Source organism: Dysgonomonas sp. UBA7630 (assembly GCF_002483985.1).
Taxonomy (GTDB): Bacteria; Bacteroidota; Bacteroidia; order Bacteroidales; family Dysgonomonadaceae; genus Dysgonomonas.
Map to the genome: position 1 here is coordinate 1 of NZ_DLIY01000034.1, position 13,266 is coordinate 13,266.

12 protein-coding genes are annotated in these 13,266 nt (G+C 32.8%); 9 read left to right on the top strand and 3 right to left on the bottom strand.

What is annotated here, in order from left to right:
* Together B3P17_RS13300 and B3P17_RS13305 are read right to left on the bottom strand one after the other, a co-directional pair.
* Positions 1-1,538: NB-ARC domain-containing protein (locus tag B3P17_RS13300; protein ID WP_291105829.1), on the bottom strand; the 1,538-nt coding region annotated here is incomplete at its 3' end.
* 24 nt (positions 1,539-1,562) lie between these two features.
* On the bottom strand, positions 1,563-2,447 hold the full coding sequence (locus tag B3P17_RS13305; protein WP_291105831.1) for a HEPN domain-containing protein: 885 nt from the start codon (positions 2,445-2,447) through the stop codon (positions 1,563-1,565).
* 218 nt (positions 2,448-2,665) lie between these two features.
* Here B3P17_RS13305 and B3P17_RS13310 point away from each other — a divergent pair, with 218 nt between their 5' ends.
* From B3P17_RS13310 to B3P17_RS13350, 9 genes are all read left to right on the top strand, one after another.
* Positions 2,666-3,067, top strand: a complete 402-nt coding sequence (locus B3P17_RS13310) for a hypothetical protein (protein ID WP_291105833.1) — start codon at positions 2,666-2,668, stop codon at positions 3,065-3,067.
* Positions 3,068-3,262: 195 nt separating this feature from the next.
* Positions 3,263-3,604: a helix-turn-helix domain-containing protein gene (locus B3P17_RS13315; protein ID WP_291030577.1), complete on the top strand. Its 342-nt coding sequence runs from the start codon at positions 3,263-3,265 to the stop codon at positions 3,602-3,604.
* On the top strand, positions 3,601-3,993 hold the full coding sequence (locus B3P17_RS13320; protein WP_291105835.1) for a hypothetical protein: 393 nt from the start codon (positions 3,601-3,603) through the stop codon (positions 3,991-3,993). Before B3P17_RS13315 ends, B3P17_RS13320 begins: the two co-directional genes overlap by 4 nt.
* Complete coding sequence (locus B3P17_RS13325) at positions 3,947-4,672, top strand: hypothetical protein (RefSeq protein WP_291105837.1); 726 nt, start codon at positions 3,947-3,949, stop codon at positions 4,670-4,672. The genes B3P17_RS13320 and B3P17_RS13325 overlap by 47 nt, the downstream gene beginning before the upstream one ends.
* Positions 4,673-4,833: 161 nt before the next feature.
* Positions 4,834-5,184, top strand: a complete 351-nt coding sequence (locus B3P17_RS13330) for a MobC family plasmid mobilization relaxosome protein (protein ID WP_291105839.1) — start codon at positions 4,834-4,836, stop codon at positions 5,182-5,184.
* A complete protein-coding gene (locus B3P17_RS13335; RefSeq protein ID WP_291105840.1) occupies positions 5,181-6,110 on the top strand; it encodes a relaxase/mobilization nuclease domain-containing protein in 930 nt (309 codons plus the stop codon). Before B3P17_RS13330 ends, B3P17_RS13335 begins: the two co-directional genes overlap by 4 nt.
* A gap of 20 nt (positions 6,111-6,130) precedes the next feature.
* A complete protein-coding gene (locus B3P17_RS13340; protein ID WP_291105842.1) occupies positions 6,131-6,718 on the top strand; it encodes a hypothetical protein in 588 nt (195 codons plus the stop codon).
* 524 nt (positions 6,719-7,242) lie between these two features.
* Positions 7,243-8,490 (top strand): hypothetical protein, encoded by a 1,248-nt coding sequence (locus tag B3P17_RS13345; RefSeq protein WP_291105843.1) that lies wholly within the window; start codon positions 7,243-7,245, stop codon positions 8,488-8,490.
* Positions 8,491-8,573: 83 nt separating this feature from the next.
* On the top strand, positions 8,574-9,827 hold the full coding sequence (locus B3P17_RS13350; protein WP_291105845.1) for a hypothetical protein: 1,254 nt from the start codon (positions 8,574-8,576) through the stop codon (positions 9,825-9,827).
* A gap of 922 nt (positions 9,828-10,749) precedes the next feature.
* On the opposite strand, the gene B3P17_RS13355 is transcribed toward B3P17_RS13350, so the two are convergent.
* Positions 10,750-13,245: a sugar-binding domain-containing protein gene (locus tag B3P17_RS13355; RefSeq protein WP_291105847.1), complete on the bottom strand. Its 2,496-nt coding sequence runs from the start codon at positions 13,243-13,245 to the stop codon at positions 10,750-10,752.
* Positions 13,246-13,266: the final 21 nt, after the last annotated feature.

Here is a 13,266-nt window from a genome sequence, read left to right on the forward strand (position 1 = left end):
ATCTGAACTGGATTTTCCACCCCAGATTTAATATCATTAAGAATAATATCCTTCAAGTTACTTGTTTGAACTAAAAGCACGGCTAATTGCAATATAAATAAGGGTCTGCCTGAAGTTATTTCATGTATTTTTTCTTTGAAATCTTCTTTAAGTAATTCTTTCTCCATCAATTCCCTATTAAATTGAGGAAATTCGTTCTTTAGAGCTTCTAAAAAGAAACGTACAGTTTCATCCTGAGTTAGTTCAGAAGTTTGAATTTCAATTCCTGTAATAAGATTTGCAGAGCGAGTAGTAATTACAACCTTGTGGTGATTAATATTTAGTCTAGAAATAAAATCAGTAATTTTTATTTTTTCCTCTTTCGAAAACGTTTCGAAATCATCAAAAATTAATAAAATTTTACCTTCAAAGTTTAATATCGATTCAAGTTCAAAAGATGGAATATTGGATATAATAGAATTTATATACTGTATTATCTGATCCAAAGAAGAAATATTATCATCAATCTTTTCTATACGCCCCTTGTAATAATTGTAATATCTGTCTTTTGCAGATAAGAAAATAATATAGTCAAATTTCTTTTCTTGGCTTTGGCATAATAATTGAGATACATACTGTATTGATGCTGTTTTGCCGACACCTCCATGTCCCCATAAAGTTGCATATACCGAAGAATTATTCTTCGTCAAGAAATTTTGTATTTTAGAAGCTATGCCAACATCAATATATTTGTTATAATTATTTTTGAAAGAATTAATAACAGTACCATTTGAGTTTTTCCTTTTTATACCATCATCAGAGATTAATAAAGATTGTAATTCAATATTATCAAGTTGGTAAGTACCAGTAGATATAAGTTTATTATATTTAGTTCTACCTGTTAACTTCTCTTCTATTGAACAAAAGGTATAAAAGTTAGATTCGTCTTTAATATAAATGAAGGGACTAATTCTATGATATTCGTTATCATTCTTTTGAATATATAAACTTTTAACTTGAAACTCAGATACTAATTCTGGGCATTGCCATGCAATATATTCGCCATCAGATCTATAATTAATACCATAATTAATATTATTGACAGTTTGATCGACGTATATTAAATTATAATTTTCATTAATGAGCCAAATATCTGAATCTTCTATGGCACTGATAAGCTCTTCAAATTTGATCAAATAGTTGTCAATGTCATCCTCATAAGAATATCCGTGACCTATTATTTGATTTCTAACACCTGGATATTTATCCAAAGCTGTAGATATTTTTTTAGCCTTTTTATTCCCGAAAATTTCATTCTCTATATCTAATTTTCTAATTATGGAAACTATACTACCAATGGATGGTCGTAGAATTTCATTTATGACAATTTCTTTATCTTCGAGCTCTAAAGATGAAAGATTTTTATTCCAATAGTATGCTAGCAATAGATTTAGATAAAACTCAAGTTTGGCCTGTAAATGAGGTTTTAATTCTGCTTTTCTGTTTAATGACTTCAAAAATGAAATTTTCCGTTCCAAATGATTTAGTAAATAATTCATAGTATAGATTATTTATTAGTTTTATTACTTTTCCCCATACTCCCCAATCTTCTCTTCACAAATCCTCTTAGTAATATCTCTCAACAATTCAACTTTCGGAATAAGTGCGTCAATATCCTCTTTCGTTACTACAAAATCAGGATCGTAGCGACCATTTACATAGGCAGCTTTTATAAGCTCAAAAAGTCGTTTCTCTTCAGGAGTGTCTTGAGGGAAAACTTTGATAAACTCGTTAGAATATTTCTTTACAGAGTTTAGAAGCTTTGATAGGTTATGTTGTTTGGGATTTTCTAACGTAAAGACTAAGCGGATTGCATAAATATAGTTTTCACAAGCTTGATGTAACATAAACGAAGCTGCTCTATATTCTTTTATTTCAGAATTGAATAATGTATTTTTTAGAAAGACATCTCCACTATGATATTTATCATTAAAATACTCCTCAGCTTGTTGCTTTATTTCATCAAAACTAAGTTTACGGCGACGGGCAAGTTTAAACTTACCACTATCATATAGCACAACACCTTCCTGCTTTATTTGTGTGTAGAAATATCTTCCATCGTTCAGATACTTATTCAGCTTTTTCATATCCTCACTAATAAATTGAACAGGAGGTTGACGATCTGGATCTGTTGCCCGATCGTAATACAAATCTTCTATATTACTAAGTATCTTTATTGCAATGCCATCAGATATGCCACTCGTTACAACCAATATATCGTAATCGCTCACATAGAATTGTATTTTGCCAAACTCATATTTTTCATCATACACCACATAATCATTTCGGGCATAACTGCCAAAAAGTATTATCATCTCAGTCTGTTTCAATCTCTGTAAAACAGATTCGATAATAAAATGCAAATCTCTCTGATTAGTTGATGGTAAATATGATATGGACTTTTTCATTCTATTCGTTCGTACTTTTTGCAAATCAAAAATTAAAGATAGGTAAAAAAGAAAATCGAAATTAACTTTTTGTTTATTAATTGTATATTTGTATCAACATCCTGTTATCGTCTGTCGGAGATCTAATTTTGACTGACGAATGAAAACCGCAGAGATATAAACTATTTATTAATATTTATATCAGTCTGATTCTCAAATTAGGCTTAAATGCGGACACTATGACAACAAAAGAAATACCTACCGAACAACTTTATTCTAAAATAATTGAGCAGGCAAGCTCAGTGTTAAAGCTTTCCATATCACAAATTAAGGAAAAATACACAGATTATCCGCTCTATCTGATTGACTATATAGAGAAAGATATCCAAGAGAAGTCTATTGAAATACGTTTTTCTAAAGAAGGGATTACATTAACCTGTACTTTTGATAAGGACGGGAACTGTGATGAATCATTCCTGTTTCCTGATGATGATCAGCTTATAGAAGACTTTGTTAGTTATTTGACAGATCATCATGATTACAGTTTTATGAGAAGTCGCTTTATGCTAGGTAACTGTTATTTGAAAATAAAGGAACTGAAAGAACAGAGAAGTGATATTTGCTTGGTTTTCTTTCAATGAAGTTGTAATTTTTTAGGGCAGGGTTGAATAAATTCTGCTCTTTTTGTTTATCTCCTTAATATCACCAACTTTACACCGCTGATAATCAATATTTATATCATAAAATCACACTAAGTAAAAGAGACTTTCGGGTGCAATTTTTCACCCTGACATCATCATATACTATTGCATTTCATTAATTAAAATCACAATTATATGGAATGTAAAGATCTTACTTTCGATAAGTTGCCCGAAGCGGTTGCTTATCTTATCGAAGCGGTTGCAGAGATTAAATCGCTTGTGAAAAACAAAACTGAACTACCCGAAAAACGGATTCCGATCGGAATCGAAGATGCTTGCCGAATTATTCAAAAAGCAAAGCCCACAATTTACGCTTTAGTAAGAAAAGGTTTATTGCCTAGCTATAAACGAGGGAAAAAGCTATTCTTCTTTGAAGACGAGCTGTTGGAGTGGATAGCGAAAGGAAAGAAGAAAACTATCTTGGATATCAGAGCCGAAATGGAAGCCGATCTATATTCTAAATCAAGAAGGCGATGAATCTATTTGATTTGCAGAAAAACTTCTGGCGACTTGATGAACAAGAAAGCTTTAGCGGAAATGAAACACGTTTATATTTCTTTCTTCTATACTTGGCCAATCGTTCATACTGGTCTGGATGGATTGAATATGGAGATAAAAAGATGGTTGCAAATGCAAATATTTCTCTCCAAGTTTTAAAATCAGCCAGAGAGAAATTGAAAAATGCTCAGCTAATTGGCTTTGTCACCGGAGGTGGATTTAGGGTTAAAACTAAGTATCAGATTCTAGAACCTAACTCTACACCTAAACTCTCATCCTATAATATAAATACTAAAGAGAAAAATAATAATACCAATACTTATGGAAAAAAGAAAGGCTTTATCCATTCGGGAAGTGACTTCGACTAATGTTACATTGTATGACATCCTAAAGAATGATATTCAGGATATAGTAACCCGTGAAAAAGAAAAGATAGAACATCAGAGGTTACCTCTTAATCTGGACTTTTCTGAATTCCGCGACCTGTTTATTTTGTCTGGTTCTTACAATTTTAAGAGACAGAATCAGCAACATGATTTTGTTATAGATGCAAATAATGAGTTTATAATACAACAACTATACCTGTATATGAAAAATGACTCTTCTTTTGATGGGGATCTGAATAAAGGAATCATGCTTCAAGGGAAATATGGCTGTGGAAAAACTGCTATTCTGGAAACTTATACTTTGCTTCATAATCACATGATACTTCGTTTTGGAATACCTATCCCTCTATTCACATTCATCAAATCAGTCAATTTGCAAGAGCAGCTCATGAAGCAATCGATCCAATCATTTACATACAAACCTTTAGTAATTGATGAGTTTGGTAGGGAGTCGAAAACGATACAAGACTATGGAAATATTCTGAGACCTATTTCCGAGTTATTAAGTGTCAGGTTAGATATCGGAGCAACAACTCATGGTACTACATACTTCACATTAGAGACTTCAGCCTCTAATGATTTCTATGGGGGAATGATTGGTGACAGGCTTAAAATGATGTTCAATTTTATCACTCTTCATGGTGATAGTAGGCGTAAATAATTGCTCAATGAATCAGCGGACGCAGTATCCCCACCATTCGCGAAATTAAGCGGAGCAAGTTTATGTTTTGGTATGCCCAAAACAACTTGCTTTCCGCTTCCGATGGTCGCAGAAAGGGATCATCCCGTTGGTCTGATGTATAACATTTAAGAATTAAAAAGATGATAGAATATCGTAAAAAAGGAGGTCGTCCGAAAAAAGATTTTGGGCAAAAAAAGACCTATCGAATCAACATAAAATTGATAACAGAAGAGTATTATTCTTTAATCGCAAAAGTGAAAAATACAAAGACGACAATTAGTGACTTTGTTAGAGATTGCCTAAAAAAAGGATATGTAAAAGAACGAATCACGATTGAGCAACTAGACTATGTCCGAAAACTTTGTGGAATGGCGAATAATCTGAATCAGATTGCCCGACAAGCGAATACACAAGGATATAGTAATGTCGCGATTGAGTTTCAATCTATGGCTGAAAGAATAGATAATGTAATAAAGCGACTAGAACAATGATGGCAAAGATTATAAAAGGAAAAGGTTTTAAAGGCTGTGTCAATTATATTTTGGATAGCAAGAAAGGAACAACCCTTCTGGAAGCAAAGGACGTTAGACTAAAAAGCAAAGTTTCTATCATCCAAAGTTTTGTTTCACAGGCAAAGTTGAACCCAAATCTAAGTAGATCAGTTGGGCATATCTCATTAAATTTTTCAGCACAAGACAAGGATAAAATTACTAATGAAATGATGGTGACAGTGGCTCGTGATTACATGCAGAAAATGAGAATTAAAGACACCCAATACATCATTGCTAGACATTTTGACAAAGAGCATCCACATATCCATCTATGCTTTAATCGGATTGATAATAAAGGAAAAACAATATCTGATAAAAACGACAGATATAGAAGTGAAAAGATCTGTAAGGAGCTGACAGCTAAATATGGCCTGTACCTATCTTCTGGCAAAGAGAAAGTGAAGACAAATCGATTAAAAGACCCTGATAAAACTAAGTATGAGATATATAATCTACTTAGTCAACTTGTTCCTAAAAGTAAAAGTTGGAAACAATTATTATATAATCTAAACAGATATGGTGTTGATTCCCAATTTAAATATAAAGGACAAACAGATGAGATACAAGGCATCACTTTTATCAAGAATGGATATTCATTTACAGGCTCTAAGGTTGATCGGATGTTTAGCTATTCGAAAATAGACTATCAGTTGAAACAAAATGAATTTTCACAGAATCAAAGCCTCAGAAAGAGCCAACAGCAAAGTCAAACAAAAGATATTGTTGAATCGACTTTAGATGCTTTATCCGGAATTGGTGGTCTGCAAGTTCACGGTGATGATTATGAAGAAGAATCATTCAAAGACAGGATGGAATATGAAGAAGAGAAACGTAAGAAGAAACGACAATTCAGACCAAAATTTTAAACTTAATAAATTAAAAAATCATGAGTGATTTATCCACTATAAGTATCATGTTTGAAGAGTTAAAACAGATACTAAAACGAGTAGAATCTAATTCTACAAAACCAGAGAGTTCTGTAAAGCAAAATATAATCAGTACATCCGATTTGGCAAATATTACAAATCAAGTCAGCCAATCAGAAGAATTGATTATACAAAAATTAGAGCATATTGAACAAACACAAACAGCTCCAAAGAAAATACATCATCGTATTTCTATAGATATTACCTCTTCGTGGGTATTTATTACAATTATGGTAATTGGGCTTATGCTGCTTGTCTCCTTGTTCTTTCATTATAGGAAAAGGGAAGTTATCAATAATCTATCAGATAATGACTTGAAATATCGCTATATCAAAGCCTTTAATAAAGCTGATTCCGTCAGTGTTTACAAGCTTGAAGACATATTTGAATACAATCGAGATTCGAAGGTTATTAACGAGATTCGTCAATCTGTTGAAAAATATGAGAAAGAAGTCATAGATAGAGCCAAACGTATGGAGCAGGCTAAATTGAAAGAGGAAGAAGCTAAGAGGCTTCAAAATGAAGCTAGTAAATTAAAATCGAAGTAGTATCTTTCTCCATCTGCCATACAAAGATATATACCAAGAATAAATCTGCAAGACCACAGCCTGACGGTTTTCCTGAAAATCTTCCTTTTTCCAAAAGAGTATTTTTAGGAAAAGTCTTGCATTTTTTATTCTTGTTGTATGGGGGTGTATAACAGTTTTAGAAAGGGGAAGTTTATAGAGCTTGCTTTACCAGACTCATTATCTTATATTGGCATTAAGAGCTATTATTTTTTATACAGTATTTAATTTTTATCCTCTTAGTGCTAAATAGTTAGTAAATTATATATTGAATGAATAAATTTGTTAAATTTGAGAATATAATGACTTAAAGATATACTTATGAATATAAGCCAATTTTTTTCTCTAAATAAATCTCAAGCAGAGCTTGACTTTGTTGATATTAACCCGACAGAAGATACACCTCTGTTTTTGGATCCTTTCTTCCTAACCTAAGTAAAAAACAAGATAATTGGTCTATTAATGCAACTTTAACATTGAGAAGCTTCTTTCAGAAATTAATAAATTTGATTAGAGAGGGATATGACGATGAAGCCAGAGAGTTGTTCGATTATCTTCATGAGCCTAATTCCACATGCTTAGGGATGTCCATCGGCAATCCTCAAGGTCGAGGGGTCGGTAATCAAGATACAGATAAGATATATGATAGTCTTCTGAGGAGTAGAGCTATCCAAACAGGTTTAATCCAGGATATTGAAGATAATATATTATTTGTAGACAATTTTGGGAAAGATAAACTGTCTGATATGACTACCAATATTATTACAAAACATTTAATATCATATACACAAGATCAATGTAGGCTTCACAATATTCCATTAACCCCCAATACTCCTTCTCCTTATTTTTGGAATGCACATAATAATGAATGGCATTCAGAATATACTGATATGTTAATTATAAATAGAAAAAAAATACTTCTGGTTCCTAAAGGAATTGTATCTTATTCCAAAGCATATACACCAGACAAATATTATAATTATTTTGTATTAGAATTTCTCCAAAACGAACATTTGAGATTACAAACAGCATTAGTTCAAAGACGAAATAACGGAGTGAGATTTGTAACGAAAAAGAGTTTGAAAGAAGAATTACCTCTCTCTAAAGAATTTCTAAGACGGTTTACTCAGGAACATCCAGAAATATTAGAAGACTTTAAGAATCAAACTGATATAGAATCTCTTACTAACCAAGAACTTGATGATCTAAACATCCAACAAATTACTCAAAGTTTAATTAGTAGGTTACAAATAATTCCTAGTGGAACAGAAAATGCAAGCAACTTTCATAATATTATAATTGGTATATTAGAACTACTCTTTTATCCACACTTAATAAATCCGAGAAAAGAAAGAGAAATTCACGAGGGACGGAAAAGAATAGATATAACATTTGATAATGCAGCAAAGAAGGGAATATTTCACATCTTATCAGAAGTTCATCATATACCTTGCCCATATTTATATATTGAATGTAAAAATTATAGTCGAGATATAGCAAACCCAGAATTAGATCAAATAGCAGGACGTTTTTCTTTTCAGAGAGGCAAAGTTGGGTTTGTCGTCTGCCGTTCAATCGAAAACCTCAATTTATTTATGAATCGTTGCAAAGATACTTATAGAGATGATAGGGGATTGATTATCCCTCTTGTTGATGAAGATTTAATTTTGTTACTTCAAAACTATAATGAATCGAATCAAGACTTTATGGAACATTTTTTGAGTGATAGAGTTAGGGAGCTTATTATGGGGTAACAAAATTATTCCATTATTTCTAAAATAAATAAAATTAAGATATTATTAATCAGATTTTTATGAATTAATTAATAAAATAGATTATGGCTGAATTTAGTATTAACAATGTTTCAAAGTCCAAATTGACAGATGACGGAATATCTGTTGAAGAATTATTAGAGTTGCTCAATGAAGAAGATGAATTAAATAAGTCTTTGCTCGATTCTTTAAACATTGAGAACCTTAAGAAAGATTTTATAAGTATTTCTGGAGCGAAGCAACTTGTTACGCTTCAAAAAGGTATTAACAAACGGTTTCATAAAGAAGACTTTATTAGTCCCTTGAATGATATTGCTGTATATTGTGAGGACAATAAATTAACATTTTCTTTTGTAAATTTAAATGAAAGCGAGTATCTCTCACAACTTAACTTATCTTCTGTAGACGCAATTCCTAAGTATTCATCAAAGAATGATTTTTTTTCTTGGCTTTATGGCATGGATAAATATGCAAATGAATTGATTAAAAATGGATTAGATGATATTCTGTCTCATAACCTAGATTTGTTGAGACAACAAGAGATAGGAACAAAAAAACGAAGGTATAGAATTCTTCAGGATCTAAATAATAAGCAATTTTATGTTCGTGCGATAATATCATTAGACAGATATAACAATTACGATAACAATATAACAATTGTTATCGCACTATTATCGCTTCATAGAAAAATGCAAGAATTGGGTATCGTTTATTCTTTAAACAGAGTTGAATACAATGAATCTTATATAAGAATTTTTTTTGAAGAAGAAGGTAAAAAAGAATTGAAGGGATTAGGGTATGTAAAAAATATAATTGAAGTATCAAATGATGAAGTAAAGCGAGAAGCCTTAAAATTTGATGCAATAAGCAATATTGAATTTATTGATTCTGAAAATAATACTCAAGAATTAATGATTCAATCTTCTTTTTCCAATCGGCCCAAAGTTAAAACTAATATATTAGCAATTGCTCATAGCCTTAGTCCCAAGAAATTTGTAGAGAAGTTAGAGGAAATTGACAACTCAGTAAAAATACATGAAGAATTATTTAATCTGATTAACGAAATTTCTCAGATTTCCAATCCTTTGCAAATAATGTTCTTAATAAAGCAGATGGTTAAGAATGCAAGAGATGAAAGTTTCAAGAAACATAAAAATAAGGTGCAAAAAATTATAGATACTCATGTGGTTGACAATATGATCCAATTGTTATCATTGTTCAAAAAGATAGAATTAGTCACAGAAAATGATATTGAGGCTAGTGAATATGTCAGGTATATTATTTACGAAACACTTATTGAACGTAAAGCTAATAGATAGTTTCCTTTGCTGTAGACTGCTCTAACTAAGAGCGGTCTATTTCTTCTTTATTAAATGAGAAATTGAAACGGTCGATTAAATCTGACAGTTGAATAATTGTTCTTGAGATTTTTTAAGATATTAATGATATAACTATGGTTTTTTGAGTTCTAAGTTCTAATTGAATTGGTAAAGCCAATATTAATTTAAAATTCTTCTTATCCTCAGCATTCAATATTTATGTTAATCTTTATTACAGTCTAGATATCTTTTATTTATATCGATTGGATTATTAGGATAGATCTTTCTTTCAGGTTTGACTTTGCCATTCTCTGAATAATGCTTAATTCTATTTTAGGGTAGTTTTATTGGGTAGTACTACCCAATAAAATTTAAATATTTGTTTGCTTATGAAATTCCAGATAATATTTTGGAAACTTTCCAACTAATATTTCATCTTTTTGATGAAACTTGCAATATTGGTGAAAAACACGTAACTTTCTGATACAGAATAGAACGCAAACAGAACTTATAAATCAATTTGTACCGTTACAGGTTTAAAGTACTGATATAATATAAGTTATATTTGTTGTATCGGCAAGTAACTTAGTAAAACAATATAAAAGTAAAATCAAACAAATATATTGTACACTCGAACATTAAAAAAGTTTTATGTTGATATTCGTTTTTAGCAATCATACCAAAAATAAAGGAGAAAGCTCGTGCAACCAGTGTAAAACCAGAACTATAGTAGGTCGATTGGGAAGATAATTAGAAAGGAAATTATCCAATAATGACAATTACAGCGATTCATTGGATTTATTCACACCTGCATCACCAGCAAGCTATAGCAACCTCCAATAATGTACAAAGATATCGTTTTAAGTATAAAAAAAGCGACGAGATCTTATTCTGGCCGCTTTTACGATATAGAAAAGAGTCTTTATTTTATATTTATAATCGCTTCCGTTGATTTTAGCCAAGGAGATGTGAATCTTACTTTTACTTCACCTTGTTTGCCTGTAGACTGTATATAAGCCAGTATGCGACCATGATAAGTGCGATGCCTGTTATCTGTATAGTCAGACATGTCTTCATTGTTGCTTGCTTCCAATCCTAGTAATTTAGCCGGGCCTTGTATTTGGCAAGTTATTTCATTGTCGGACAGCATAACAGGTGTACCATTCTCGTCCACTACTTGTATTACAATCTGTGCCAAGCCATCTTTACTGATTTCTCTATCTGCTGCTTGTATGTTCAATGCATATGGTTGTCTTGAAGACTGTATTGCATAGCGAGCTGTTTCATTTCCGTTTTTATCCATTCCTATCACTTCAAGCTTTCCATCATGATAAGGAATATCCCAAAAGATAATCCCTGTATTGTCATTATAATCTTTTACTTGTCCTACTTCTTTTCCGTTTAGCAGCAATCGGGCTTTTTGTGTGTTTGTATAACATACTACCCGTATGGACTGCCCTTCTTGGTAATTCCAGATAGACCATGCATCCATAGATGGTATTTTTTCTTCATAGTTACTACCTTCGTTTTCTGCATCCAGTTGTGACCAAACATCCTTTACTTGACTTTTGCTACCTCTGCCAGGAGTAGGATAGGTTCCCAAATAAGCCATCGGCTTGTCAGACCAGAGCGATTGACGGAAATAGCCTCTCGGCTTGATGAAGCCTCCGAAGTCTAGTAGTCCCGAATAAAACCCTCTGGAAGGCCATCTGCCCGATTCTCCTAGATAGTCTATCCCTGTCCAAAGAAACTGACCGAATATATGTTCATTGTCTTTTACGGCTTTCCATGCTCCAAGTTCATGGCGGTTTTCACTGCCAAATATAACACGATTAGGATATTTTTTATGATCAAGCTCATATCTATTTTCGGTATAATTATATCCCGCAATATCCAATGCTCCCGGATATGCTGTTTCATTTGACATGGCAACACCTGCTAAGCCTGCTGTTGTAGGTCGTGATTCGTCGTATTTCTTAACAACGCCAACCAGACGTTTTGCTATATCTCCCAAACGCATTGCATCGGGTGCATCTTTTTTATATCCGCCAAATGTAGCCTGAGTAAAACCTGTGTTTTTTCCTCCATCCAATATAGGGTGAGAGTATGGATCGTTCGGATAGTCTACTTCATTTCCAATGCTCCATGCAAATATAGAGAGGTGATTTCTGTCTCGGCGAACCAAATCGGCAAGGTCTTTCTCTCCCCATTCTTCAAAGAAAGAATAGTTGCCCTGAAATCCCGGAGTACCTACATTCCAGCCTTCGAGCCATTTTCGTTTAGGATACTCCCACTCATCATACGCTTCGTTGAGAACTAATAATCCCAGTTCATCGCATAAGCTGTATAAGTCCGGAGCTTGTGGATTATGGCTGGTGCGGATAGCATTCACTCCAATCTCTTTTAGGGTTAGCAGTCTGCGTTTCCATACATCATGAGGTACTGCAGAACCTAATACACCAGCATCATGATGGATACATACACCTTTTACTTTCATCCATTTGCCATTCAAAGCAAATCCTTTATTGGGATCGAAGGTGAATGATCTGAAACCAGTCTTGGTTATTGTTGCATCTATTTCTTTTCCGTCTTTAATTACAGATGTTTTGAGGCTATATAGATTCGGATTACTCAGGTTCCATAATGCAGGATTCTTTACTTTCAGATTTGTTGTAATTTTTCCGTTCTGATTTCCTGCAACTGATAATCTCTGAGTGTTTTTTGCGATTACTTTATTATCAGGGCTAACAAGTTCATTAACTATGGTTAGATTGGATTTGTCTGTTGTGTTGTTTTCTAGTTCTACTTCAATATTTAGTATTCCTGTATTCTTATCCATTTCGGGATATGCATATACACCCCATTGAGCTATATGTATCGGATTTGCATAAATGAGCCATACATCACGGTAGATACCTGAGCCTGTATACCATCTGGAGTCTGCCGATTGGCTATGATCTACACGAACAGCTATTGTATTATCTTTTCCGTATTCGATATACGGAGTAATGTCATACATAAAAGAGATATAGCCATTCGGACGCTTTCCTAACAGATGCCCATTAATGAACACTTCACTATAGTTATACACACCTTCGAAATAAATATATGTTTTTTCGTCTTGCTTTTCTTTTGGGATATTTATTGTTTTTCTGTACCATCCTATGCCCCCGGGTAGATAACCTGTTGCACTGGCCAAAGTTGGGCTTAGTTGTTCTTTTACACTCCAGTCATGTGGAATCTCTACTGACTTCCACTTCGAGTCGTCATAAGCTTTCGACTTCGCTTCAGGGATATCCGATAGATAGAACTTCCAAGAAGAATTAATTTTTTCGGACTGACCGAAAGAAACCTGTCCCATTATAGAAATGGAAGTTATGGATATTATCGCAGTCAGAAATAGCGTAGTAATTTTCATGATATAATAATTTGCATTTAT